General features: G+C 66.8%; 24 protein-coding genes. 10 read left to right on the top strand and 14 right to left on the bottom strand.

Translation table 11 applies throughout. From position 1 onward, the window contains the following. Positions 1 to 175 precede the first annotated feature (175 nt). The 6 genes from AC07PQ_RS05515 to AC07PQ_RS05540 form a co-directional block, all read right to left on the bottom strand. A complete protein-coding gene (locus AC07PQ_RS05515; RefSeq protein WP_493185186.1) occupies positions 176 to 1,519 on the bottom strand; it encodes an APC family permease in 1,344 nt (447 codons plus the stop codon). Positions 1,520 to 1,713: 194 nt separating this feature from the next. After that, positions 1,714 to 2,466, bottom strand: coding sequence for an N-formylglutamate amidohydrolase (locus AC07PQ_RS05520; RefSeq protein WP_007932583.1), 753 nt, complete (start codon positions 2,464 to 2,466; stop codon positions 1,714 to 1,716). Next, positions 2,450 to 3,796: a type I glutamate--ammonia ligase gene (locus AC07PQ_RS05525; protein WP_493185185.1), complete on the bottom strand. Its 1,347-nt coding sequence runs from the start codon at positions 3,794 to 3,796 to the stop codon at positions 2,450 to 2,452. Before AC07PQ_RS05525 ends, AC07PQ_RS05520 begins: the two co-directional genes overlap by 17 nt. Beyond that, the gene (locus AC07PQ_RS05530) at positions 3,793 to 4,437 is read right to left on the bottom strand and encodes a cysteine hydrolase family protein (protein WP_007932585.1); all 645 of its coding nucleotides are present in this window, start codon (positions 4,435 to 4,437) and stop codon (positions 3,793 to 3,795) included. Before AC07PQ_RS05530 ends, AC07PQ_RS05525 begins: the two co-directional genes overlap by 4 nt. Before the next feature lie 2 nt (positions 4,438 to 4,439). Continuing rightward, entirely contained in the window at positions 4,440 to 5,294 is an 855-nt protein-coding gene (locus AC07PQ_RS05535; protein WP_007932586.1) for a MurR/RpiR family transcriptional regulator, read from the bottom strand. A 169-nt stretch (positions 5,295 to 5,463) separates the two neighbouring features. Then, positions 5,464 to 6,330, bottom strand: a complete 867-nt coding sequence (locus AC07PQ_RS05540; protein ID WP_007932587.1) for a LysR family transcriptional regulator — start codon at positions 6,328 to 6,330, stop codon at positions 5,464 to 5,466. 94 nt (positions 6,331 to 6,424) lie between these two features. Between AC07PQ_RS05540 and AC07PQ_RS05545 the strand changes: the two genes are divergently transcribed. From AC07PQ_RS05545 to AC07PQ_RS05570, 6 genes are all read left to right on the top strand, one after another. Then, positions 6,425 to 6,988: a DUF4865 family protein gene (locus AC07PQ_RS05545; protein ID WP_493185184.1), complete on the top strand. Its 564-nt coding sequence runs from the start codon at positions 6,425 to 6,427 to the stop codon at positions 6,986 to 6,988. Between the two features lie 94 nt (positions 6,989 to 7,082). Beyond that, on the top strand, positions 7,083 to 7,646 hold the full coding sequence (locus AC07PQ_RS05550) for a histidine phosphatase family protein (RefSeq protein ID WP_493185183.1): 564 nt from the start codon (positions 7,083 to 7,085) through the stop codon (positions 7,644 to 7,646). A gap of 170 nt (positions 7,647 to 7,816) precedes the next feature. Then, entirely contained in the window at positions 7,817 to 8,581 is a 765-nt protein-coding gene (gene cobF / locus AC07PQ_RS05555) for a precorrin-6A synthase (deacetylating) (protein WP_457276044.1), read from the top strand. A gap of 365 nt (positions 8,582 to 8,946) precedes the next feature. Beyond that, positions 8,947 to 9,726, top strand: a complete 780-nt coding sequence (locus tag AC07PQ_RS05560; RefSeq protein WP_007932592.1) for an ABC transporter substrate-binding protein — start codon at positions 8,947 to 8,949, stop codon at positions 9,724 to 9,726. A gap of 295 nt (positions 9,727 to 10,021) precedes the next feature. Continuing rightward, a complete protein-coding gene (locus AC07PQ_RS05565; protein WP_150050075.1) occupies positions 10,022 to 11,134 on the top strand; it encodes a succinylglutamate desuccinylase/aspartoacylase family protein in 1,113 nt (370 codons plus the stop codon). Between the two features lie 139 nt (positions 11,135 to 11,273). Beyond that, positions 11,274 to 11,990: an alpha/beta hydrolase gene (locus tag AC07PQ_RS05570; RefSeq protein WP_493185182.1), complete on the top strand. Its 717-nt coding sequence runs from the start codon at positions 11,274 to 11,276 to the stop codon at positions 11,988 to 11,990. 36 nt (positions 11,991 to 12,026) lie between these two features. On the opposite strand, the gene AC07PQ_RS05575 is transcribed toward AC07PQ_RS05570, so the two are convergent. The 3 genes from AC07PQ_RS05575 to AC07PQ_RS05585 form a co-directional block, all read right to left on the bottom strand. Further along, the gene (locus AC07PQ_RS05575; RefSeq protein WP_101337418.1) at positions 12,027 to 12,602 is read right to left on the bottom strand and encodes a DcrB/PsbP domain-containing protein; all 576 of its coding nucleotides are present in this window, start codon (positions 12,600 to 12,602) and stop codon (positions 12,027 to 12,029) included. Between the two features lie 138 nt (positions 12,603 to 12,740). Continuing rightward, the gene (gene yddG / locus AC07PQ_RS05580) at positions 12,741 to 13,646 is read right to left on the bottom strand and encodes an aromatic amino acid exporter YddG (RefSeq protein WP_493185181.1); all 906 of its coding nucleotides are present in this window, start codon (positions 13,644 to 13,646) and stop codon (positions 12,741 to 12,743) included. Positions 13,647 to 13,706: 60 nt separating this feature from the next. Next, complete coding sequence (locus AC07PQ_RS05585) at positions 13,707 to 14,483, bottom strand: helix-turn-helix domain-containing protein (RefSeq protein WP_493185180.1); 777 nt, start codon at positions 14,481 to 14,483, stop codon at positions 13,707 to 13,709. Between the two features lie 254 nt (positions 14,484 to 14,737). Here AC07PQ_RS05585 and AC07PQ_RS05590 point away from each other — a divergent pair, with 254 nt between their 5' ends. After that, entirely contained in the window at positions 14,738 to 16,057 is a 1,320-nt protein-coding gene (locus tag AC07PQ_RS05590) for an Nramp family divalent metal transporter (protein ID WP_493185179.1), read from the top strand. 121 nt (positions 16,058 to 16,178) lie between these two features. Here the strand turns inward: AC07PQ_RS05590 and AC07PQ_RS05595 are convergent, their stop codons facing one another. The 4 genes from AC07PQ_RS05595 to glcD are packed head-to-tail and all read right to left on the bottom strand — an operon-like array spanning position 16,179 to position 20,422. Next, positions 16,179 to 16,580 (bottom strand): heme-binding protein, encoded by a 402-nt coding sequence (locus AC07PQ_RS05595; protein ID WP_493185178.1) that lies wholly within the window; start codon positions 16,578 to 16,580, stop codon positions 16,179 to 16,181. A gap of 12 nt (positions 16,581 to 16,592) precedes the next feature. Further along, positions 16,593 to 17,843 carry a glycolate oxidase subunit GlcF gene (glcF, locus tag AC07PQ_RS05600; RefSeq protein WP_493185177.1) on the bottom strand — a complete coding sequence of 417 codons (1,251 nt, stop codon included), beginning with the start codon at positions 17,841 to 17,843 and terminating at the stop codon, positions 16,593 to 16,595. Positions 17,844 to 17,858: 15 nt separating this feature from the next. Beyond that, positions 17,859 to 18,923: a glycolate oxidase subunit GlcE gene (gene glcE / locus AC07PQ_RS05605; protein WP_493185176.1), complete on the bottom strand. Its 1,065-nt coding sequence runs from the start codon at positions 18,921 to 18,923 to the stop codon at positions 17,859 to 17,861. Beyond that, positions 18,923 to 20,422 carry a glycolate oxidase subunit GlcD gene (glcD, locus tag AC07PQ_RS05610; protein ID WP_493185175.1) on the bottom strand — a complete coding sequence of 500 codons (1,500 nt, stop codon included), beginning with the start codon at positions 20,420 to 20,422 and terminating at the stop codon, positions 18,923 to 18,925. The genes glcE and glcD overlap by 1 nt, the downstream gene beginning before the upstream one ends. Before the next feature lie 260 nt (positions 20,423 to 20,682). On the opposite strand from glcD, the gene glcC reads away from it, so the two are divergent. Continuing rightward, on the top strand, positions 20,683 to 21,447 hold the full coding sequence (gene glcC, locus AC07PQ_RS05615) for a transcriptional regulator GlcC (protein WP_085530397.1): 765 nt from the start codon (positions 20,683 to 20,685) through the stop codon (positions 21,445 to 21,447). A gap of 103 nt (positions 21,448 to 21,550) precedes the next feature. Beyond that, positions 21,551 to 21,721, top strand: a complete 171-nt coding sequence (locus tag AC07PQ_RS05620; protein ID WP_007930741.1) for a metallothionein — start codon at positions 21,551 to 21,553, stop codon at positions 21,719 to 21,721. Positions 21,722 to 21,872: 151 nt separating this feature from the next. Here the strand turns inward: AC07PQ_RS05620 and AC07PQ_RS05625 are convergent, their stop codons facing one another. After that, positions 21,873 to 22,100 carry a DUF6555 family protein gene (locus AC07PQ_RS05625; protein WP_007930743.1) on the bottom strand — a complete coding sequence of 76 codons (228 nt, stop codon included), beginning with the start codon at positions 22,098 to 22,100 and terminating at the stop codon, positions 21,873 to 21,875. Positions 22,101 to 22,313: 213 nt separating this feature from the next. Between AC07PQ_RS05625 and AC07PQ_RS05630 the strand changes: the two genes are divergently transcribed. Continuing rightward, positions 22,314 to 23,093 (top strand): AraC family transcriptional regulator, encoded by a 780-nt coding sequence (locus AC07PQ_RS05630; RefSeq protein ID WP_493185174.1) that lies wholly within the window; start codon positions 22,314 to 22,316, stop codon positions 23,091 to 23,093. Positions 23,094 to 23,459: the final 366 nt, after the last annotated feature.

A 23,459-nucleotide genomic window follows, 5' to 3' on the forward strand; every position in this document is an offset into this window, starting at 1 on the left:
AAAATGATCGACGCCTGGTCGCAAAACCCGGGGCGCCGAACCTGACAATCACTGTCGGTTTCCACGCATTACTGCCACTGCCCGCATGGGCGGGCGGTGGCACGCAGGCACCTGTCGGCGCCCACTCGGATTCGCCGGAGCACCTTCATGGTGCCGCGGCGGCCGGGGGTGTTGATTAAAGTGGATCGGTCAGCGCCGTATTGGCGCCCAGCTTGTTGAGGAAAAACAGGTAGACCAGGCCGATGGCGATCCAGATGCAACCGAGTTTCTGCGCATCGACCCCCATGTTGTACATGATCGCGCAGACAATTAGAAAGCCGATCACCGGACAAATCAGATGCCGCAGTACCTGGGCCGACTGGTTGCGACGCCAGTAGTGATTGATCACGGTCAGGTGCAACAGCATGAAACCGCTGAGGGCGCCGAAGTTCACCAGGGAGGTGAGGGTGTCCACCGAGTTGATGAACAGGTAGCAGATCAGCAGCGACAGCACGGCCACCAGGTAGATGCTGACGTGTGGCGTGTTGTGCCTGGGATGGACCTTGGCCAGGATTTTCGGCAGCTTGCCGTCGCGGGCCATGCCGAACAGCAGGCGCGACACGGCCGCTTGCGAGGTGATGGCCACCGCCACGCCCCAGGCCAGCGCGGTGGCCACCGCGGTCAGGGTCGCCAGCCAGCTGCCGCCGGCGATTTCGGCGATCTCGTAGAAGGCGGTGTCGGCCGATTTGAAGCCCATGCCGGCGGCCAGGTCGGTGGCGATCCAGGTCTGCACCACAAAGATCGCGCCCATCACCAGCAGGGTGATCAGCGCGGCGCGGCCGACGCTCTTGCCCGGCTCGCTCTTGATCTCTTCGGCCAGGGTGGAAATGGCATCGAAACCGAGGAACGACAGCACGGCGATCGACACGCCCTGCATCAGCATGCCGAAGTGGAAATTCTCCGGGTGGTACAGCGGCGCCAGGGTCAGCTGGCCGTTACCGGCGCCACCGTGCAGGGCGTTCCAGGCGTAGAACAGGAAGATCCCCAGCACCACCAGTTGCGCCAGGAGGAACACGATGTTCATCCGTGCGGTGAAGGTGATGCCGCGCAGGTTGACGAAGGTGGCGCTGACCAGGAACGCGAGGATGAAGCCGACCTTGGGAATGTCCGGGTACAGGTGGTTCAGCGCCATGGCCGCGTAGACGTACAGCAACGGCGGAATCAGCAGGTAGTCGAGCAGCATCAGCCAGCCGGCGATGAAGCCGACATGGGGGTTGAGCCCGCGCTGGGCGTAGGAATAGACCGAGCCGGCGATGGGAAAGGCGCGGGCCATGCTGCCGTAGCTGAGGGCGGTGAAGAGCATCGCCAGCATGCCGATGATGTAGGCCAGCGGCACCATGCCCGGTGCTTCCTGGTTTACATAGCCGTAGACCCCGAACGGGGCGATGGGGATCATGAAAATCATCCCGTAGACCACCAGGTCGCGCAGCGTCAGGCCGCGCTTGAGTTCCTGTTTGTAGCCGAATTCTTCAATCTCCATGAAGAGGTTCTCCTTGTCAGCCAAAGGGGGGGCGGGAGCCTGTCGCTGAGGTCGAAGGACGACCTGCAGAGGCAAGCAATGTATTTGAACCTGGCAGGTTTAAAGACACGCCACGGCGGTTTTTTATAGTTGTTGTACCGGTACAGCAAACAGCTTTTTTACAACGACAGCTCCATCCTGATGTACAGCTTTTTCTACAACAGCGGTGCCAGATAATCCGTCCAGCACTGTATGGCCTGCGGGGTGCGCAGCAGGTCGTTGCGCACCTCGATCAATACCGAATCCAGCCCGCGGGCATCGCCGTGGGCCGGTACGGTCATGTCGCCCAGGGCGTCGATCTTGTACGGCTCGTTGCCGGCGATCTTCACGTCGTGGACCGACATGCCTTCCAGCAGGCGCCGAGCGTAACCCTCGGCGCGATCGAACAGCACGCCCATCTCCAGCGTGCGGCGCTGGCCGTAGTACAGCGGGGTAAAACTGTGGATGCCCACCACCCGCACCGGCCGGCCCGCGGCCAGGCGTGCGTCGATCAGCCCGCTCAGGCGCGCATGAAAGGGCCTGAACAGCTGCTTGCGGCGGTACTCGCGGGTGGCTTCGTCGAGGTGCTGGTTGCCCGGGATCTGGTAGATCTCGCTCTGCAACGGAATGCTGTCGTGGGCCTGGCACGGGCGGTTGAGGTCGATCAGCAGCCGCGAATAATTGGCCGTCAGCAGGGTGGCGCCGAGGGTCTGCGACAGGCTTTGCGCCAGCTCCAGGGCGCCGGGGTCCCAGGCGATGTGTTCACGCGCCGCTTCCGGGTCCAGGCCGAGGTCGTTGAGCGCCGCCGGGATATAACGGCTGGCGTGTTCGCAGACGAGGATCAGCGGGTGCGCGGAATCTTCCCGCAGCAGCCGGTAGGCCGGTTGGGTGTACAGCCCCAGTTCAGCGGTTTCAGTACAGGTGTGCATAGTGCTCACAGAGTTGGGCAGGGGTCAGGTGCTCGGTCAGTTCTACTTCCTTGTGTTTGACGGCGAAATAGGTGTCCAGCAGCGGGGCTGGCAGTGCTTGCAGCAGTTCCGGGCAGTTGCGCAGGCAGTCCAGCGCCTGCGGCAACGAAGCCGGAAGGGCGACGATGCCGCGGTCCTGGCGCTGCTGCGCGCTCAGTTCGTCCGGCACTTCGTCGGTCACGGCGCGCAGTGGCAACTTCTGTTCGATGCCCAGGCGCCCGGCGATCAGCACCGCGGCCATGGCCAGGTGCGGCGAGGCGGTGGCGTCCAGCGCGCGAAATTCCAGGTTGTACTGCGGCGCCACCGGCTTGCCGCCGAGGCTCACGGTGGGGCAGATGCGCAGCGAGGCTTCGCGGTTGCGCTGGCCCAGGCAGGCGTAGGAGGCGCTCCAGTGATGGGGTTGCAAGCGGGCGTAGGAAATCGGTGTCGGCGCGGTAAAGGCGCAGAGCGCCGGCAGGTACTTGAGCACCCCGGCGGCCCAGCGCTGGCCGAGGAGCGACAGGCCATCGGCGCTCTGTGGGTCGTACAGCACCGGGGCGCCGTCCAGGTCCTGCAGGCTCAGGTGCAGGTGTACGCCATTGCACACCGCGTGCTCCGCGGTCTTGGGCGCGAAGCTCAGGCCATGGCCGAGTTGCCGGGCGATCTCGCGGGTGATCTCGCGCACGTTCACCGCGCGGTCGGCGGCGGCCACGCCCTGGGTCGGGCGGCAGGTGATTTCGTATTGGTGCTTGCCGTATTCGGGCAGGAACATTTCCGGCTCGACGCCCGCGGCGCGCAAGGCGCTGAGCAGCCAGCCGCCGAAGTCCGCGCCCTGGCGCTGGGCCTGCAGGGAGAAGGCCAGGCGCTCCGGTTGCGCGGTGGCGCCGCGCAGGTTGAATTCGTGCTCGAAGGCGGCGGTGACCTGCAGCCCCAGCTCGCTGGCGTAGCGCTGCACCTCGTTGCGCAGCAGGGTGCGCGGGCAGGCGGCCCAGGGCTGGCCGTCGGTCTCGCAGATGTCGGCGTGGATGAAGTCCAGCGGCGAGGCGCTGGCGTCCGGGCCGTTGCCGACCTGGACTCGGCTGGCCAGGTCGGGGATCAGCCGCAGGTCGCCACGGGCGCCCCAGGGGTTGGGTTCGGCAATGATGTCCTGCGGGGTCAGCGCGCTGTTGGCCGGCACCCAGCCGCAGCCGGCGCTGGTGTAGCTGTCCAGTTCGTCGCTGGGGAACGAGCGGCCACGGCTGACGCCGATCAGGTCGGTGGTGAGCAGGGTGGTCATGGCCACCGGCCGCAACGGCTCGCTGTTCCGGCTCATGCCTGCATCTCCCGCAGGCGGCCGAGCACGGTCTGGGTGTCGGTGATCCAGCAGTAGCCCTTGATCGCGTTCAGGCAGGCCTGGTGCCGGGCGTCGGTGTAGGTGGCGCAGGCGTCTTCCACCAGGGTCACCAGGTAACCGCGGTCGGCGGCGTCGCGTACCGCCATGTCGACGCACTGGTCGGTGACGATGCCGGCGACGATCAAGTGACGGGTCTGCAGGTTGCGCAGCACGTAGTCGATGTTGGTCGAGTTGAAGACCCCGGAGGAGGTCTTGGGCAGGACGATTTCGTTCTCCCGCGCCGCGAGCGGATCGATGATCGCCGCCTGCGGGCTGCCCTTGGGCAGGTGCATGTCCGACAGCTTGTGGTCCAGCGAGCGGTCGCGGCCATCGGCGGTCAGGCTTTCGATAATGGTGTGCAGCACGTTCTGCCGGGCGCCGCGCATGGCCGCCAGGAGCTTCTGCTGGTTGGGAATCACCTGTTCGCGGGTGCGCTTGAGGAAGTACTCGGCGTCCGGCACCTGCAAATGCGGATCCAGCTGCGGCTCGAGCCAGGCCCGTTGCATGTCCACCAGCAGCAGGGCGGTGCGATCGAGGGTGAATGGCAGGTCGCGGGGTGATTGGTGGGGAAGGCAGACCATCCTTATTTGTCCTCCAGCAGGTGAGTGGCGAATTCGTTGCGCAGGGCGTCGATGCCCTCCAGGCGTCGGTCCAGGTCGGTGCTGCGCAGGGTCAGGCTGGCGACCAGCGCCTCGACCTGGGCCAGCGCCGGCACCAGGGTGTCGAAGGCCGAGGCCGACTCCACCGGGGCACTGATGATCAGGTCCGCCAGCTCCCGCAGGGGCGAGGCATAGATGTCGGTGAACAGCACCACCCGCGCGTGCCGCGCCTTGGCCGCGCTGGCCACGCGCAGGGCCTGGCTCTGGTAGCGGCGGTAGTCGAACAGCAAGACGATGTCCTGGCGCTGCACGTCATACAGGCGGTCGGGCAGTTGCGCGTTGTCGTCCAGGGCCACGCAGCCGGGGCGCATCAGGCGCAGGTGATTGAGCAGGTAGCTGGCGAGAAAGTTGCTGAAGCGCCCGCCGTAGCAGTACAGCGCGTGCCGGCTGTCCAGCAGCCAGTCGACCAGGATGCGCACGTCTTCGGGCTGGGTCAGGGCCTGGGTCTGTTCCAGGCTGCGCAGGCTGCCTTGCAGGTAGTGGCTCCAGGCATCGTCCCGGGGCACCTGGGCCCGCGGTTGCAACAGGGTGCTGGGCGAACGCAGGCGAGCGTCCATGTCGCTGAGCAGCGCTTCCTGGAACTGCGCATAACCGCCGAAACCGAGTTTTTTCACCAGCCGTACGATGGTCGGGTCGCTGACGCCGGCGTGTTCGGCCAGCCGCGACATGGGCCCCAGGCCGTTGCGCGGGTAATGGTCGAGCAGGGCACGGATGACCTTGCGCTCCGAAGGCGTGAGGTCGAGGGCCGGGTCGGTGATCTGGTCTCTGAGAGACGGCATGAAAACGCCTTCGCAAGTGGATGTCGTTTTTGTTTCACTGAAAGTGAAAACAGTATTTATGTAATTTACGCTACATGTCCAGTGAAAAATAAAGGCCCCCTGAAATGCGTCAAAAGGGGGCGTGAAAGCCCGGGTTTATTGGGGGGTCGAGGTTTTTTGGGGCGCGCCGTCAGCGCGGCAGGGTGCCGCGAAAAGCGGCGCTGAGGGCGCGCAGGGTTTCCTCGGAGCGGGCGTCGGTGGGCCGCGCAAGCAAGATGATTTCACTGACCGGCAGCACCGGCAGCCCGAGGCGTTCACCGACTTCCACCGCGCCGGCCGGCGCCACCCGATGGGCCAGCGCCGCGACCCCGAGCCCGGCGCTGACCGCGGCGCACACGGCCATCACGCCGCCGCCGATAAAGACCTCGGTCCAGGCAATGCCGGCGTCGTCCAGCACACGCACGGCGACATGCCGCACGCCACAGGGCGCGGCCATAGTCGCCAGCCGCAGCGGGGTGCCCGGAGCCTGCTGCCAGGCCGGCGCGGCGAACCAGCCGAAGCGCTCGGCCACCAGCACTTCGCCGTCCTGGCGCGCGCCTTCGTTGCGCACGATGACCGCGTCCAGCTCCTCACGGTCGAAGGCCGCCGTCAGGTCTCGGGAGGAGGCGATGCGCACCTCGATGATCAGCAGCGGATCGTAGGCGGCGATGCGGCTCAGCAGGTGCGGCAGTTCCGCGCCGGCCACGTGGTCGCTGATGCCGATGATCAGCCGTCGCGCCGGCGCCGCCTGCATGTCGCCCAGGGCCCGCTCATGGGCGCGCAGCAGGTCGCGGGCGGCCTGCATGAACTGCTCGCCGACCGGCGTCAGGCGCACATGCCGGGGCGTGCGCTCCAGCAGGCGATAGCCGAGGCGTTCCTCCAGGCGCTTGAGCTTGAGGCTGATGGCGGCCTGGGAGGTGTCCAGCGCCTGGGCGGCGCGGGTGAAACTGCCGAAGTCGGCGATCAGCACGAAGGCGTGCACGGTGTCGATGTCCAGCGGCTTGACGGGTTCGCTCATATCGAATGCTTATCGCAGATATATGTGTCGATATCTTGTTGTAATGGTTGGCCCCGCGCAAGCTGGCCACACCCTCAAGCACAGGAGCACCGCCATGTTGGCCAAACAGTATTCACACCGCTTGCCCGCCGATTACGACATGGGCGTGATCCGCCACCGCGCCGCGGATCGCGGGCCCTTGTGGGACGAGGTCGACGGGCTGCTGTTCAAAGTCTTCGCCGGGCGGGAGCGGGGCGTGCACGGCGCGCGGCATAACCTGTACGCCTCGATCTACCTCTGGGCCGATCCGGCGGGCGCCGCACGGTTTCTCATGGGCAGCGGTTTCGACAGCGTGATCGACTCCTTCGGCCGGCCGCACATCGAGTCCTGGTTGCCCCTGGACTGGCGTCGCGGACGCGCCAACCAGGCACGGACGCTCTATCGCGAGGCGCTGGCGATCGATCCGCTGGCGGACCGGGCCAGGTTGCTGGCCGAGCAGGTCGAACACAACCAGCGGCTGGCCGATGACCCGGACACCTTCGCCGTGTTCGTCGCCCTCGACCTGCAGGCCTGGGAGCTGGTGCGCTTCACCCTGTCGGCCAGCGCGCCCGACAGCGCACGCGGCGCCGAACGCTACGAGGTGCTGTACCTGGCCCGGCCGGGGATCGCCAGCGCCTAGGTTCGGCTGCGACAAGTTGGGAATCCCTCGGCGGCCCATGATACAAACGCAGCCACATTGCCCACTGCGTCCATTCAACGTCGAGAGATTCCCCGTGCCGGCCACCCGCTTGACCCTGATCTGCCATGCCCGGACCGTCGCCCAGAAGCTGGCGCGTTTCCCGCTGGACGAACCGCTGGAGATGGACTGGCAGGCGCTGGCGGGCTCGCGGGCCGGCGCGTTCAAGGGGGCGCCGCGGCTGCTCAGCGGGCCGGAGCAACGGACGCGGCAGACCGCCGCCCTGTATGGCGCCAGCGTGGAGGCGGTGGCGGCGTTGCGCGACTGTGACATGGGCCGCTGGCAGGGCCTGTCCATTGACTCTCTGCAGCGCGAGCAGCCCGAGGCCGTGCAAGCCTGGCTGGCCGACAGCCAGTTGGCGCCCCATGGCGGCGAGTCGGTGGCGCAGCTGTGCGAGCGGGTCGCGGCGTGGCTGGCGTCGCTGTGCGAGCAGCCCGGGCATGTGCTGGCGGTGACCCATCCGCTGGTCATCCGCGCGGCGTTGGTGCACGTCATGCAGTGCCCGCTGGCCAGTTTCAATGCCATCGATGTCGAGCCGCTGGCCCAGGTCGAACTGCGCTTCAACGGGCGCTGGCGTTTGCGTCTGGATCAGCGGGGCTAGAGGTGGCGTGGCTTGGCGATTTTTCGCGAGCAAGCTCGCTCCTACATAGACAGTGCAACCCCTTGTAGGAGCGAGATTGCTCGCGATAGGCCGCCCGGCGGCCGCTTTGTGACGCGCCGCGACAACCCGGCCATACTCCATTTCCGATTCGCCATCGAGACCTGCCCCACGTGAAAACCCTCCTGATCATCGGCATCGGCGCCGGCAACCCCGACTACATCACCCTGCAGGCGGTCAAGGCGCTCAATCGCACCGACGTGTTCTTCCTGATGGACAAGGGCCAGAGCAAGGACGCGCTGATCGACCTGCGCCGGGAAATCTGCGAGCGCTACATCGAGCGGCCCGGCTACCGTTTTGTCGAAGCGCAAAGCCCGGAGCGACTGCGCGGCGCCGAGGTGGATTACCAGGCCAGCGTCGCCGAGCTGAACCGCGACAAGCAGCGCACTTTCGAGCGGCTGATCGACGAGGAACTGGCGGACGGCGAAACCGGGGCTTTCCTGGCCTGGGGCGATCCGGCGCTCTACGACAGCACCATTCGCATCCTGCAGGCGATCCTGGCCAGCGGCCGCTGTGCGTTCGAGTTCGAGGTGATCCCCGGCATCACCAGCGTCCAGGCCCTGGCGGCGCAGCACAAGGTGCCGTTGAACCGCATTGGCCGCTCAGTGGAGATCACCACCGGCCGGCGCCTGGCGGCGGGGCAGGTGAGCGATGCCGACAGCCTGGTGGTGATGCTCGACGCCGAGGACTCCTATCGCCAGGTGGCGGACCAGGACCTGGAGATCTACTGGGGCGCCTACCTCGGCACGCCGGAGGAAATCCTGATCGCCGGCCGGCTCAAGGAGGTCGCGGGGCAGATCCAGCAAGTGCGCAAGGCGGCGCGGCAGGCCAATGGCTGGATCATGGACACCTACCTGCTGCGCAAGCCCGAGGATTGAGGAGGGCTGAGCTGGCCCTTTCGCGGGCAAGTCGGATCGCCGCCCGCTCGCTCCTACGGGAGCAGCCCTTCAGTCACGCCAACGAAACAGGCTTCTGTAGGCGCGAGGCTGGCCCGCGATGACGTTCTCCCGCTCGGCCCATCACTCGGCGACCACCTTCTCCCCACGCCCGAACCGTTCGCGGTACGCCGACGACGGCAGCAGGGCGGCTTGCCCGACGCCTGAATGCGGAGGTGGATTTTATATAAGTATTTGTCGCATAAACACAATTTGCCTCCCGGACGCCGCTCTAGACTGCTGGCCACTTCGATTTCCCCCAATCGAACCTTTCTGCCAATAAAAGCCTCCGTCTACGGGAGTTATAAATGAAGAAGCTTGTACTGTTCGGTGCCCTGGCACTGTCCATGCTGTCCCTGACCGCCGTGGCTGACGATGCCAAGCCGATCCGCATCGGTATCGAAGCCGGCTATCCGCCATTCTCGATGAAAACCCCCGACGGCAAGCTCACCGGTTTCGACGTGGATATCGGCGACGCGCTGTGCGAGCAGATGAACGTCAAATGCACCTGGGTCGAGCAGGAATTCGACGGCCTGATCCCGGCGCTGAAAGTGCGCAAGATCGACGCCATCCTGTCGTCCATGACCATCACCGACGACCGCAAGAAGAACGTCGATTTCACCATCAAGTACTACCACACCCCAGCGCGCTTCGTGATGAAGGAAGGCACCGAGGTCAAGGACCCGCTGACCGAGCTCAAGGGCAAGAAAGTCGGGGTGCTGCGCGCCAGTACCCATGACCGTTTCGCCACCGAGGTGCTGGTGCCGGCCGGGATCAACCTGGTGCGTTACGGCTCCCAGCAGGAAGCCAACCTGGACATGGTGTCCGGTCGCATCGACGCGCTGCTGGCCGACTCGGTCAACCTCGATGACGGCTTCCTGAAAACCGACGCCGGCAAGGGCTTCGCCTTCGTCGGTCCCGAGTACAACGATCCGAAGTACTTCGGTGGCGGCGCCGGCATCGCCGTGCGCAAGGGCGATACCGCCCTGGCCGAGAAATTCAACACTGCCATTACTGAGATCCGCGCCAACGGCAAGTACAAGGCCGTGCAGGACAAGTACTTCAAGTTCGACGTCTACGGCGAGTAATTCGCCGGGCTGAAAAAGGCGGCTACCGTTTACCGGGGCCGCCTTTTTCATGAGTGCTATTTACCCCGTGCGATGGGGCGCTCCTGTAGCCGCTGCCGAGCCCGCGAGGCTGTGATCGACCCCGCAGGGGGCGCAGGGACCTTGAGATCGCTGAAGACCTTCGGCCTTATCGCAGCCTGCGGCAGCGGCTACAGAAGCCCGCGCCACCCGGCAGTGGACGACGACCTTTTCATGGCTGCGCAAATGCCTCAGGCTACGGCCCCCGCCGAACTCCATTTTTCTTCCGGAGCCCTTCATGCAACGCATCGACCATTCCCTGCCCTGGAGCCACCTGGGCACCCAGCGCCAGCTCAGCGTGTTCCGTTTTGGCGGCGGCAGCCGCAAGGTCTATATCCAGGCCAGCCTGCACGCCGACGAATTGCCGGGCATGCGCACCGCCTGGGAACTGAAAAAACGCCTGAGCGAACTGGAAGCCCAGGGGCAACTCAAGGGCGTGATCGAGCTGGTGCCGGTGGCCAACCCCATCGGCCTCGACCAGCACCTGCAAAGCAGCCACCTGGGACGTTTCGAAAGCGGCAGCGGGAAGAACTTCAACCGCGCCTTCGTCGAACTCAGTGGCCCGGTGGGCGACCTGATCGGTGACCGCCTGGGCAGCGATGCGGCGGCCAACGTCGCCTTGATCCGCCAGACCATGGGCGACGTCCTCGACGCTCTTCCAGCCCCGACCTCGCAGCTCCAGGCCCTGCAACGCCTGCTGCTGCGCCATGCCTGCGACGCCGAGATCACCCTCGACCTGCACTGCGATTTCGAAGCGGCGATCCACCTCTATGCACTGCCTCAGCACTGGCCACGCTGGCAATCCCTGGCCGCGCGGCTGAAGGCCGGCGTGGCGCTGCTCTGCGAAGACTCCGGCGGCAGCTCGTTCGACGAATCCTGCTCCACGCCCTGGCTGCGCCTGGCCCGCGACTTCCCGCGGGCGGCGATTCCCCCGGCCAACCTCGCCACCACCCTGGAGCTGGGCAGCATGGGCGACACCCGGGTCGAACAGGCCCAGGCCAACTGCGAAGCGATCCTCGGTTTTCTCGCCGAGCAAGGGTTTATCGACGGCCAATGGCCGGCGACCCCGGACGCCTGCTGCGAGGGCATGCCGTTCGAAGGCACCCAATACCTGTTCGCCCCGCACCATGGGGTGGTCAGCTTCCTGCGCGAGGCTGGCGAATGGGTGGAGCGGGGCGATGCGATCTTCGAGGTGGTCGACCCGTTGAACGACATTGTCAGCGTGGTACGCGCCGCCACCAGCGGCGTGCTGTTCGCCCTGGACCGCAGCCGCTACACCGAGCCGGGCATCTGGCAGGCCAAGGTCGCCGGCCGCGAGCCGATCCGCAGCGGCAAGCTGACCAACGATTGAGCGAACCGCTCCTCACTGCTCCTCACTGCTCCTCACTATAGGAGCGAGCTGGCTCGCGATGGCCGCTCCGCGGCCAGACCATCAGGCAACGCTTTTGCCCTTGGTGACCGCGAGCTCCTCTCACCCGCAAGGACGTCCCATGTTCAAGTTTCTGGCGCTGTTGCTGCTGTGTGTGGGTGCCACTGCCCAGGCGCAGACGGTGCTGCACGACGACCTGCCGCTGCGCTATCTGGAACAGGCCCCGGCCGATTCCCGCGACCGGCCTTTGGTGATTTTCCTCCATGGCTACGGCAGCAACGAAGAAGACCTGTTCGGCCTCAAGGATGGGTTGCCGGCGGATTACACCTACCTCTCGGTACGGGCGCCGCAGACCGTTGAAGAGGGCAGTTACCAGTGGTTTCACAAGCAGGGCGAAGGCGCTTACGACGGGGTGACCGCCGAGCTGGCCGACAGTGCGAAGCTGATCGACGAATTCGTGCGGCAGGCGCTCGCCAAGTACCACACCCGCGCCGACCGGGTGTTCCTGGTGGGCTTCAGCCAGGGCGCGATCATGGCCTACGAGCTGGGCCTGCGCCATCCCCAGGCGGTCCGCGGGATTGCCGCCCTGAGCGGGAAGATCCTGCCGGTGCTGCGCTCGCAGCTCAAGAGCGGCACGGGCCTGGAGCGGCTGGCGATCTTCATCGCCCATGGCACCGCGGACATGCGCCTGCCTTACAGCGACGGCTCCGAGGCCGACAGCCTGTTGCGCGGCCTGGGCCTGGCTCCGCAATTCCATGCCTACCCGGGCATCGGTCATACCATCAGCGACACCGAGCTCCAGGACCTGAACCGCTGGTTGCTCAGCCTCAACCCTTGAAGCCGTGAACCCGCCGCGGCCGCTGTGCCGCTGCGCTTACTTGCCGACGATCTGGCTGACCAGCTTGTCGTGATTGGCCTTGTCGCCGATCCGCGAAATCACCTGCACCACCGCCATGCGGTTGCCCGAGCCGGCCAGCAGGGTGGAGCTCTGGGTCATGCCGCCGCCCTGGGTCGCGGTGCTGTCGATCTGGCGCAGGCCGAGGCCGCCGCGGGTCATGCTTTTTTCGCTCTGCTTGCTGAAATCCGGCAGGGCTGCCGCCTGTTGCGAGAGGAAGCCCGACACCGCGCTGTCGAGGAACTGTGCGTCGTTGTCCTTGGCCTGCACCGCATCGGGGATCAGGTTCTGTGCGGCGATGACCACGGTCTTGGTGCTGGCGTTGGTGTACATAGTGCCGGTGGCGCCGGCGGTGCCGCTGGCTTCGTCGCCGGCCGGCAGCGGGTTGGCGATGAAGCCCTTGGGCAGGCTGAACTTGAACTTGCCGCCAAGCATCGAGACGGTCTCGACCTTGGCCTTGTTGTTCGTCGGCTGGGCCGCGGACACCTCCAGGGTGCTGAAACCGGCCAGCGCCGCGAGGACCAGGACCGCGGCGTGTTTACCGAACAGGGACATGCAGATTCTCCAGAGTGAGCGCGTTGGGGCGCGCATCTTCCCATGGCTGTCGCGGGGCACTCCAGCGGGATATGCGGTGCCACGAAATTTCGGATAAAAGGGCGCGGGAGCGGCTTCGTGGGGCTTATCGGACGCTCCTCAACCCTGGGCAGAACGGGCTCCCGACGTCGCCAGCACCGCCCCGGCGATAATCAGCAACGCCGGCACCAGCAGCCACACACTGGCCGGGCTTTGCCCGATGACGATCAGCAGCAGGGTGGAGATCAACGGCGCCAGGTACGACAGTGCGCCGAGCGTGGCCAGGTTGCCGTGTTTGGTGGCGTGGTCCCAGGCGAAGAAGGCCAGGCCGACCGGGCCCAGCCCCAGGCCGAGGATCGCCAGCCATTGCTTGAGGTCCGGTTGCACCGGGTTTTCGAACATCAGGTGGCAGAGCAGCCCGGCCAGCGCCACCAGCCCGCAGATGCCACCGATCAGGCTGCTGGGCACGCTGCTGAAACGGCGGTTGAGCACCGAGTAGCCGGACCACACCAGGGCGCAGCCGAACGCCGCCAGGTAACCCGCCACCGGCATCGCGCCGACCTGGCTGGAAGCGCGCTGCTGCATGATGAACGCGGTGCCGGCCAGCCCCAGCAAGGCACCGGTCAGTTGCCGGCCGCGCAGCGGTTCGCCGCCGGCCCTGGCCGCCAGTAACACGATCAGCAACGGCCAGAGGTAGGCGATCAGGCTGGCCTCGGCGGCCGGCGCGGCTTTCAGGGCGAAGAAATACAGCGCGTGGTAGGCAAAGATCCCGCCGAACCCCAGGGCCCAGACCGGCCAGGGCTGGCGCCAGCCACGAAAACCGGCGCGCCCCCGCAAGCCGAGCAATACCAGGCTGGCACCGCAGGCCACGGCAAAGCTCAGGGCTAGCAACTGGAAGGGGGGAATGCCGGCGGTGAGGGTGGTCAGCAGCGCCAGGCATGACCAGAGGAACACCGCGATCACGCCGATGGCGGTGGCGGCGCCGCTGCGGGAGGGAGTGAGGCTGGTTGAATGGATCGCGGTCATAGGCACACCGAGGCAAGGGCGGTGTGGCCAGCATAGAAGTCGCCGCGACGGCGGTATTGATCAGGCCTGCCGAAGTCTTGTCGCAGCCTGCGCCTGGGCGTTGCGAGCGGCTTTGCGCAGGGCGGCCGGGGTCTGGTTGCGCGCCTTCTTCAAGGCGTGGGTCAGGGCACTCTGATCGGCGTAGCCGACCCGCTGGGCGATCTCGCTGATGGGCAGCAGGGTACGGCCGAGCAGGTCGATGGCGCGGTCCAGGCGCAGGGTCGAAATGTAGGCGAAAGGCGTGCTGTGCATGTCCCGCTCGAACAGCAGGTACAGGCTGCGCTCGCTGACCCCCGCGGCCTGGGCGATGGCGCGGGCGCTCAGCGGGCTGCCCAGGTGCTGCTCGATGTAGGTCAGGGCCCGCACCAGCGTCTGGCGTTGCGGCGCGCTCGGCGTCGGGCGGGCCAGGCAGGCCAGCAGCAGGGCGCTCCAGGCGCTGGCGACCGGGCTGGAGGAGCTGAGCAACGCGCCGCTGTGGCTGGCATAGCCGAGCAGGTGGCGGATCTGCGGGTCGATGGCGAAGAAGCGGCTATCGGCCAGAGGCGCCTCGTTGCTGGGGCTATCCAGGTCGAGCACCAGAAAGGTGTTACGGCGCTCGGCCAGGAAGCTATGCCGGGCTCCCGGTGCAATCACCACGCCCTGGCTGGCATCGACCTTGCCGCCACGGCCGTCCACCTCGATCTCCATCGCCCCCGACTGCGGCAGCACGATCTGCGGAAAATCGTGATGGTGCAGCTCGACCTGCCCGGAATACGAACGCATCGCCAGGGCGACAGTGGGTTGGGCTGGAGTGTTCATGGCGCGGCTCCGCGGATGGCTGCCCTGCATCATGCCTGAAAACACTGGCGCTGTAGGAGCGGCCGGTCGGTGCAGGGTGGTTTGGGAAAAGGGGCCGGCTCATCTGTGGTGGTGACTGATATGCCGCTATCGCGAGCAAGCTTCGCACCTACAGAGGCAGGCTGCAAAAGGCCGGAGCAGGGCGCTATCAAGGCTTGGGCCGGTTCGCTGAAACGTCTAAGCTGGGCCACCGTTCCAGCCTTCCGGATGCCCGCGTGAAATTCACCCTCCCGAAAATCGGTACCGCACCCTTTTGCCCGCCGGAAGTCGCCGGCACCATCGTCGTCGATCCCAAGGCGCCACTGTTCAAGCGCATCCTGCGCTTCGCCGGCCCCGGCCTGCTGATTTCCATCGGCTACATGGACCCGGGCAACTGGGCCACCGCCATCGAGGCCGGTTCGCGCTATGGCTACAACCTGCTGTTCGTGGTGCTGCTGGCGAGCCTTGCGGGCATGGCCGTGCAGTGCCTGTGCTCGCGCCTGGGCATCGCCACCGGGCGCGACCTGGCACAGCTTTGCCGGCAGCGCTACAGCACCCGCACGGCGCGCACCCAGTGGCTGCTGGCGGAGGTGTCGATCATCGCCACCGACCTGGCCGAGGTCCTGGGTTGCGCCCTGGCGTTCCATCTGTTGCTCGGCGTTTCGCTGACCACCGGGATTGTCATCACCGCCTTCGACACCCTGTTGATTCTCGCTCTGCAGAACCGCGGCTTCCGCCGCCTGGAGGCGATCATGCTGGTGCTGGTGGGCACCATCGGCCTGTGCTTTTTCGTCGAGTTGCTGTTGATCAAGCCCTACTGGCCGGACGTGGCGCGGGGCTTCACGCCGTCGCTGGCGGCAATCGGCGAGGCCGCGCCGCTGTACCTGGCGATCGGTATCCTCGGCGCCACCGTGATGCCGCATAACCTGTACCTGCACACCTCCATCGTGCAGACCCGCCTGGTGGGCCGGGACGAGGCCAGCCGGCGGGATGCGATCAAGCTGGCGCGCATCGACACCATCGGCTCCCTGGCCCTGGCGCTGCTGGTCAACGCGGCGATCCTGATCCTCGCCGCCGCGGCCTTCCATGGTACCGGGCACACCGAGGTGGTGGAGTTGCAGGACGCCTATCACCTGCTCGACCCGCTGGTGGGCGGGGCGCTGGCCAGCGTGCTGTTCGGCGTGGCCTTGCTGGCCTCGGGGCAGAGCTCGACCTTCACCGGCACCATCGCCGGCCAGGTGATCATGGAGGGCTACCTGAACCTGCGCCTGCCGTGCTGGCAGCGGCGCCTGATCACCCGCGGCCTGGCTCTGGTGCCGGCGTTCGTCGGCGTGTGGCTGATGGGCGACGGCGCGGTCGGCCAGTTGCTGGTGCTGAGCCAGGTGGTGCTCAGCCTGCAACTGCCGTTCGCCCTGTACCCGTTGATCCGCATGACCAGCGACCCACAGTTGATGGGCGTGTTCGTCAACCGCTGGCCGACCCGCGTCCTCGCCTGGAGCCTGTTCGCGATTATCAGCGGCGCCAATGCCTGGTTGATCGCGCAGTTGGTGATGTGAGGCAGGCGTCGGGGCGGCGGATTTTCCGGCCCTATCGCGAGCAAGCTCGCTCCTACATGGACGGCGCAGAACGCTGTAGGAGCGAGCTTGCTCGCGATGGACCGCGCAGCGGTCCAGATTTTCAATCCAGTGCCCGAGCGGCGAACCGCGCCACCTGGGCATCCTCCTCGGACTTGACCCCGGACACCCCGACCGCGCCGATCACCTGGCCGTCGAACACCACGGGCACGCCGCCCTCCAGCGAGGTCAGCAAGGGCGCTGAGAGAAACGCCGTGCGCCCGCCGTTGACCATCTCTTCATAACCCTTGGACTCGCGTCGGCCGAGGGCCGCGGTGCGGGCTTTTTCCACGGCGATGTAAGCGCTGACCGGCGAGGCGCCGTCCAGGCGTTCGAGGGCCAGCGGATGGCCGCCGTCGTCGACGATGGCGATGCTCACCGCCCATTGGTTGCGCTCGGCCTCGTCCCGCGCGGCGATCAGGATGCGTTGGACTTCGCGCTGACCCAGTACGGCTTTGCTGTGCATGGCGTGCTCCTTTCAGGGCGTAGCTGATTGATGGGAAACATTCAGGGGTGGCAGGGCGGCCTCGACCAGCTCGATCCAATGCCGCACCGGGGTGCGCCCGGCACCGTCGAGGTGGGTCTGGCAGCCGATATTGGCGGTGGCTATGACTTCGGGCCGGCCGCTTTCCAGGGCATTGAGCTTGTTGTCGCGCAGTTGCCGCGCCAGCTCGGGCTGGGTCAGCGAATAGGTGCCCGCCGAACCGCAGCACAGGTGGCTGTCGGGCACTTCGGTGAGCTCGAAGCCCAGGCGCTTGAGCACGGCCTCCACCGCGCCGCCGAGTTTCTGCGCGTGTTGCAGGCTGCACGGGCAGTGGAAGGCCAGGCGCTGGTCGCTGTGGACGTGCAACTGTTCCAGCGGTTCGTCGCGCAGCACTTCCACCAGGTCCCTGGCCAGGGCGCTGACCCGCTCGGCGCGGGCGGCATAACGCGGGTCGTGGGCCAGCAGGTGGCCGTAATCCTTGATAAAAGCGCCGCAGCCGCTGGCGGTCTGCACCAGGGCTTCGGCGCCGTTTTCCAGGTGCGGCCACCAGGCGTCGATATTGCGCCGGGCCCGCTCCAGGCCGGCCTCCTGGGCGTCCAGGTGGTAATCCACGGCGCCACAGCAGCCGGCCTCGCTCACGGCTTGCACGGCGATGCCCAGGCGGTCGAGGACTCGCGCCGTCGCGGCGTTGGTGTTGGGTGACAGGCTCGCCTGCACGCAGCCTTCCAGCAGCAAGATACGCCGCGCGTGGGCCGTGGCCGGGCGTGCCTTGGCCGGCTGCACCTGGCGCGGCAGCTTGCCTTGCACGGCCTCGGGCAGCCACGGACGCAAGGTGGCGCCGGTGCCGAGCAGCGCCTTGAACAGCGCCGGGTTCGGCGCCAGGGCGCGCAGGCCCTGGCGCAGCAGGCGTTGGCCGAGGGGCCGGGGCACGGCGGCATCGACCACGGCGCGGCCGATGTCCAGCAGGTTGTGGTAATCCACCCCGGACGGGCAGGTGGTTTCGCAGTTGCGGCACGACAGGCAGCGGTCCAAGTGCAGCTGGGTCTTGGCCGTGGCCTCGTGGCCTTCCAGCACCTGCTTGATCAGGTAGATGCGCCCCCGCGGTCCGTCCAGCTCATCGCCCAGCAACTGATAGGTGGGGCAGGTGGCGTTGCAGAAACCGCAGTGCACACAGGTGCGCAAGATGCTCTCGGCCTCCGCGGCGCGGGGCAGCTGGCGCGCCTGTTCGCTCAAGGTGGTTTGCATGCTCGGGGTCTGCGTTCAGAGCTCGGCGTAGAGCCGGCCGGGGTTGAAGATCCCTTGCGGGTCCAGTTGCGCCTTGAGCTGGCGGTGGTAGCGCAGCAGCACTGCCGGCAGCGGCTGGAACGGGCTGTCCACCAGGCCGTGGCTGTAGCAGGTGGCATGGCCGCCGACGCGCTCGACCAGGCTGCGGATGCGCTCCGCGGGCGCCGCGGATTTCAGCCAGCGCTGGGCGCCGGCCCAATCTATTAACTGCTGGCCGGGCAGCTCCAGGGGCCCCGTATTGTTGGGCAGCGACAGGCGCCATAACGGCAGGCCTTCGTCGAAGAATGCCAGCCGTTGTTCGTTGAGGTTGGCCCAGTAATCGGCCGCCAACGGCTCGCCACCCAGGCGGTCGCGGGCCGCGGCCACCGAGCCTTCGCCGCCCTCCAGGCGCAGGTGCAGGCGCTGGCCGTCATGGCTGGCGGCGCTGATGGGCAACGGTTGCTGGCCCCAGTCGGCGAGCCGGGCCAGGGCCTTGGCGCTGTCCATTTCCAGGCTCAGGCTGAGGCACTGGCGGGGTTTGGGCAGGACCTTGAGTGACACCTCGGTGAGCACCCCCAGGCAACCGTAGCTGCCCACCAGCAAGCGCGAGAGGTCGTAGCCGGCGACGTTTTTCATCACCTCGCCGCCAAAGCGCAGGAGCTTGCCGGTGCCGGTGATCACCCGGCTGCCGAGGACGAAGTCGCGCACCGAGCCGGCCCAGGGCCGCCGCGGGCCGGACAAGCCGGTGGCGACCATGCCGCCGACCGTGGCGCCGTCGCCGAAGGCCGGCGGTTCGCAGGCCAGCATTTGCCCGGCGGCGTCCAGCGTGGCCAGCAGTTCCGCAAGCGGCGTGCCGGCGCGGACCGTCACCACCAGCTCGGTGGGGTCGTAGCTGAGGATGCCGCGATGGCCGCGGGTGTCGAGCACTTCTCCAGCGCTCATCCGCCCGAGAAAGGCCTTGCTGTTGCCGCCCTGGATCAGCAATGGGGTATTGCCGGCCAGCGCCTGCCCGACCTGTTCCAGCAGTTCGCCGCTGGCGTCGTTATCCGCGTGTGCCGTCATCAGAAACGCTCCAGCTCGGGGAAGGGCAATTGCCCGGCGTGCACATGCATGGCGCCGAATTCGGCGCAGCGGTGCAGGGTCGGGATGTTCTTGCCGGGGTTGAGCAGGCCACCGGGGTCGAAGGCCGCCTTGACCGCGTGGAACAGGGTCAACTCGTCGCTGTTGAACTGGGCGCACATCTGGTTGATTTTCTCCCGGCCGACCCCGTGTTCGCCGGTGATGCTGCCGCCGACTGCCACGCACAGCTCGAGGATCCTGCCGCCCAGGGCTTCGGCGCGGTCCAGTTCGCCGGGCTGGTTGGCGTCGAATAGGATCAACGGGTGCATGTTGCCGTCGCCGGCATGGAACACATTGGCCACCCGCAGCTGGTACTCGGCGGCCAGCGCGGCGATGGCCTTGAGCACCTCCGGCAGTGCGCGGCGCGGAATGGTGCCGTCCATGCAGTAGTAGTCCGGCGACAGCCGTCCCACCGCCGGGAAGGCGTTCTTGCGCCCGGCCCAGAAACGCACCCGCTCGGCTTCGTCGCGGGCCTGGCGGACCTCGGTGGCGCCGGCCCGTTCGAGCACCGCGCGGACCCGGTCGCAATCGTCGTGAACATCGGCTTCGACACCGTCCAGCTCGCACAACAGGATGGCCTCGGCGTCCACCGGGTAACCGGCGTGAATGAAGTCCTCGGCGGCGCGGAGCGCCAGGTTGTCCATCATCTCCAGGCCGCCGGGGATGATGCCGGCGGCGATGATATCGGCCACCGCGCGGCCGGCTTTTTCCACCGAGTCGAAGGCCGCCAGCAGCACCTTGGCCAGTTGCGGCTTGGGCAGCAGCTTGACCGTGACTTCGGTGATGATCCCGAGCAGGCCTTCGGAGCCGGTGAACAGCGCCAGCAGGTCGAAACCCGGCGCGTCCAGGGCGTCGCTGCCCAGGGTCAGGCGTTCGCCTTCGACGCTGAGGATCTCCACCTTGAGCAGGTTGTGCACGGTCAGGCCGTATTTCAGGCAGTGCACGCCGCCGGCGTTTTCCGCGACGTTGCCGCCGATCGAGCAGGCGATCTGCGAGGACGGGTCGGGGGCGTAGTACAGGCCGAACGGCGCGGCGGCCTGGGAGATCGCCAGGTTGCGCACCCCGGGCTGGACCCGCGCGGTGCGGGCGGCGGGGTCGATATGCAGGATCTGGTTGAAGCGCGCCATCACCAGCAGTACGCCCTGTTCCAGGGGCAGGGCGCCGCCGGAGAGGCCGGTGCCAGCCCCCCGGGCGACCACCGGCACGCGCCGTTCATGGCAGATCCGCAGCAGTTCCTGCACCTGCTCGATATGCCGCGGCAGGGCCACCAGCATCGGCGTGGTGCGATAGGCCGAGAGGCCGTCGCATTCGTAGGGCTTGAGGTCTTCCGTCTGGTGCAGCAGGTCGAGGTCGGGCAGGCGCTGGCGCAGCGCTTGGAGCAATGCCGCTTTATCGACGCTGGGCAGCGCGCCGTCGACGCGTTCGTCGTAGAGGATATTCATGGGTGGCTGACGACCCTGAGTTGTTTTTATGGGCGCTCGGCTGGCCAGGGTCTGTCACCACGGGAACAGACCCTGGGCCGCTTGGTTGCATCATTGGCCCGGCTGGCCTTACTGTCCACGGGGCCGAGCGCTGGTCGAACCAGTTTGTTTTGCCGTCGATGCCGGTTTTTTTATAAAAAGCCAGGTATATCAGCAGGATGGCCTGGCGGTCCGTTTGATCGGGTTTTTTCTTCACAGCTGGTCATACCAGTGGAGGGCGCATGCACAGGAGCGATTCGGGCCGGCACCAGGTGGCGGATGTGGTGTGTGAACGCATCGAGCGCCTGATCGTCGACGGCGTACTCAAGACCGGCCAACTGCTGCCCTCGGAGCGGCGCCTGACGGAAAAACTCGGCGTATCGCGCACGGCCTTGCGCGAGGGCCTGAAGCTGCTGCGGGCGCGGGGCATCATCGAAACCGAACAGGGCAAGGGCTCGTTTGTCGCCCAACTGTCGGGGCAGGGCGCGACCTCGGCGCTGATGCATCTGTTCAGCTCTCAGCCGCGCACCCTCTACGACCTGTTCGAAGTGCGCAGCCTGCTGGAAGGCGAGTCGGCGCGGCTGGCGGCGTTGCGCGGCACTGAGGCCGATTTCGTGCTGATCGGCCGTGCTTACCAGGCGTTGCTGGACGCCCACGACCAGGCCCTTGATGCCTCGGCCCATGCGCGCCTGGATCACGCTTTCCACCTGGCGATCTGCGAGGCTTCGCACAACCCGGTGCTGGTGCAGACCCTGCGCTCGCTGACCGACCTGCTGCTCAATTCGGTGTTCGCCTCGGTCAACAACCTCTATCACCGCCAGGCGCAGAAGCGCCAGATCGACCGCCAGCACGCGCGGCTCTACAACGCCGTCACCGGACGCCTGCCGGAGCAGGCGCGCAAGGCCGCCATCGCGCATATCCAGGGCCTCTGCGACAACCTGCGGGAGATCGAAAACGAAGAGCAGCGCCTGGTGCGCGCGACCTTGCGCCTGGAAGGCTGGAACTGAAGCCGCCGCGACCAGGGGCCAATGGCGGCGATGGGCAGTTACTACACTGCTAGAGACGCGGCAACATCCGCGTCGTCGACGACCACCACAAAGGAGTCACCTTATGTCCAACGAGACTTGTGCCTGTCCGGGCTGCACCTGCAAGGTCGGTGCCCATGCCATCGTGCGTCACGGCAAGCACTACTGCTGCCAGGCCTGCGCCAGCCACCACGCCAACGGCGAACCCTGCGCTTCTACCGAAGGCTGCGATTGCGCCAAGGGCGCGCATCACTGACGTGCTGCAACAGTGGCGGGGCGAAAAAAACAGTGGAGCCTGTCGTGGCTCCACTTTCAATTGCGCGGGTGCAGGTACCGTTTTCGCTGGCAAGGCGGCTGGCCGGCGGCTTTGGCAGCGCACGCCGCACAAGGCATCGACCTCGCTTGGCTCAGGTCGACGGTCGCCAGGTGACGTTTTCGATACCGAATTTTTCCGCCAGGGGCTTGCTGGTCTTTTTCACCCGTTCCAGGCCAAAGCGGCCGATGCGGCCGACACCGGCGTCGCAGCTTGCCCAGTGCCACGCCTCGGCGTTGTCCATCTTCTCCGAGCGGATGATGAAGGACTTGGGGGTGCCGTGCAGGGTGTATTCGATGACGAAAAGTTTTGCGTTGTTCATAAAGCTATCAATCCTCCCTGTGATGGTTTAGTGACCCGCGCGGGCAGGGAAAAATTCACTCGGATTGTCGAGCAAGGGTATCAGCGGTCGGGCAAGCATCCGAACGGCTTATTGCCTGTCGCTGTGGCGCCCGTTCGGATGTTTTCTCGCGGTTTTCCAGGCGGATCGGCGGGGTTACCATGGGCTCCCCTTGCTTGACGACGATGCCCGGCCATGGCCCTTGCCGCACCTCCCGACCTCAGCGACACCGACGTACCGGTGCAACCCCTGGCGCGCACCTATCCGCGTGGCCTGTTCATCGAGCCCCACGAACACGCCTGGGGGCAGCTGCTGTACGCCATGAGCGGGGTGATGTGGGTCGAGACGCCGAACGAGGCGCTGGTGGTGCCGCCGCAACGGGCGGTGTGGCTGCCGCCGGGCGTGCCCCACGGGATCCGCGTGGTCACCGACCTGCAGATGCGCAATATCTATCTGCGCCCGTGCCTGGCGGCGACCCTCGACAGCCAGGTGCAGGTGTTGCAGGTGGACAACCTGCTGCGCGAGCTGATCGTGCGCCTGGTGGAGCATGACGGTGCGCCGCAGCCGGAGTACTACGACGCGCTGGTGGGCCTGGCCCTGCTGGAGCTCAAGCGCGCCCGGCGCTCGCAGCTGAAGATCGTCCTGCCGGACAGTTCCGACCGGCGCCTGATCAGCCTCTGCCAGGCGGTGATGGCCGCGCCTTCGCTGGACATTCCCTTCGAACGCCACGCCGAGGCGGCGGGCGCCAGCGTGCGCACCCTGGCGCGGCTGTTCAAGGACGGCCTGGGCATGGGCTTCGCCGAGTGGCGCCGCCAGGTGCAACTGGCCACGGCCGCCGCCGAGCTGATCCAGGGCGTGCCGGTGAGCACTATCGCCCGTGAGCTGGGGTATTCCCCCGGCAGCTTCAGCGACATGTTCCGCCGCGAGCTGGGGCTGGCCCCGTCGCAATACGCGGCCGGGGAAGCCCGCGCCTGAGTGCCTGTCATCCCTGTAGCCGCTGCCGAGCTCTGCGAGGCTGCGACCGGGCCACCGCGTTTACCCAGACCCACTGCATTCTCAGGTTTTGCGCCTGCTGCGCAGTCGATCGCAGCCTCGCGCGGCTCGGCAGCGGCTACGGGGCTTTGCGGACAGGCATCCATTGTGTGTGCGCTGCAATCCCGTAGGAGCGAAGCTTGCTCGCGATAGCGTCCTGTCTGGCACACCACAGTATCGGCATCGCCAACCAACCAGGCCGCCACGGCGCCCACCCACAGATTGGCCGAAATCCTGAAGTGCTTGGCCGGTTGCCCGGTTCGGCGTTCCCTAGACTCCCGGCATGCCCAATCGTCGCCGCTCTGGCGC

The sequence above is a fragment of the Pseudomonas sp. GW821-FHT09E12 genome, assembly GCF_059416085.1.

Coding starts and splice junctions, on each gene's coding strand:
- AC07PQ_RS05515 (WP_493185186.1), bottom strand. CDS start 1,519: ATGGAGATTGAAGAATTCGGCTACAAACAGGAACTCAAGCGCGGCCTG.
- AC07PQ_RS05630 (WP_493185174.1), top strand. CDS start 22,314: ATGGCCCTTGCCGCACCTCCCGACCTCAGCGACACCGACGTACCGGTG.
- AC07PQ_RS05560 (WP_007932592.1), top strand. CDS start 8,947: ATGAAGAAGCTTGTACTGTTCGGTGCCCTGGCACTGTCCATGCTGTCC.
- AC07PQ_RS05545 (WP_493185184.1), top strand. CDS start 6,425: ATGTTGGCCAAACAGTATTCACACCGCTTGCCCGCCGATTACGACATG.
- yddG (WP_493185181.1), bottom strand. CDS start 13,646: ATGACCGCGATCCATTCAACCAGCCTCACTCCCTCCCGCAGCGGCGCC.
- glcF (WP_493185177.1), bottom strand. CDS start 17,843: ATGCAAACCACCTTGAGCGAACAGGCGCGCCAGCTGCCCCGCGCCGCG.
- AC07PQ_RS05585 (WP_493185180.1), bottom strand. CDS start 14,483: ATGAACACTCCAGCCCAACCCACTGTCGCCCTGGCGATGCGTTCGTAT.
- glcE (WP_493185176.1), bottom strand. CDS start 18,923: ATGACGGCACACGCGGATAACGACGCCAGCGGCGAACTGCTGGAACAG.
- glcD (WP_493185175.1), bottom strand. CDS start 20,422: ATGAATATCCTCTACGACGAACGCGTCGACGGCGCGCTGCCCAGCGTC.
- AC07PQ_RS05520 (WP_007932583.1), bottom strand. CDS start 2,466: ATGCACACCTGTACTGAAACCGCTGAACTGGGGCTGTACACCCAACCG.
- AC07PQ_RS05570 (WP_493185182.1), top strand. CDS start 11,274: ATGTTCAAGTTTCTGGCGCTGTTGCTGCTGTGTGTGGGTGCCACTGCC.
- AC07PQ_RS05525 (WP_493185185.1), bottom strand. CDS start 3,796: ATGAGCCGGAACAGCGAGCCGTTGCGGCCGGTGGCCATGACCACCCTG.
- glcC (WP_085530397.1), top strand. CDS start 20,683: ATGCACAGGAGCGATTCGGGCCGGCACCAGGTGGCGGATGTGGTGTGT.
- AC07PQ_RS05535 (WP_007932586.1), bottom strand. CDS start 5,294: ATGCCGTCTCTCAGAGACCAGATCACCGACCCGGCCCTCGACCTCACG.
- AC07PQ_RS05595 (WP_493185178.1), bottom strand. CDS start 16,580: ATGCACAGCAAAGCCGTACTGGGTCAGCGCGAAGTCCAACGCATCCTG.
- AC07PQ_RS05625 (WP_007930743.1), bottom strand. CDS start 22,100: ATGAACAACGCAAAACTTTTCGTCATCGAATACACCCTGCACGGCACC.
- AC07PQ_RS05575 (WP_101337418.1), bottom strand. CDS start 12,602: ATGTCCCTGTTCGGTAAACACGCCGCGGTCCTGGTCCTCGCGGCGCTG.
- AC07PQ_RS05530 (WP_007932585.1), bottom strand. CDS start 4,437: ATGGTCTGCCTTCCCCACCAATCACCCCGCGACCTGCCATTCACCCTC.
- AC07PQ_RS05565 (WP_150050075.1), top strand. CDS start 10,022: ATGCAACGCATCGACCATTCCCTGCCCTGGAGCCACCTGGGCACCCAG.
- AC07PQ_RS05620 (WP_007930741.1), top strand. CDS start 21,551: ATGTCCAACGAGACTTGTGCCTGTCCGGGCTGCACCTGCAAGGTCGGT.
- AC07PQ_RS05540 (WP_007932587.1), bottom strand. CDS start 6,330: ATGAGCGAACCCGTCAAGCCGCTGGACATCGACACCGTGCACGCCTTC.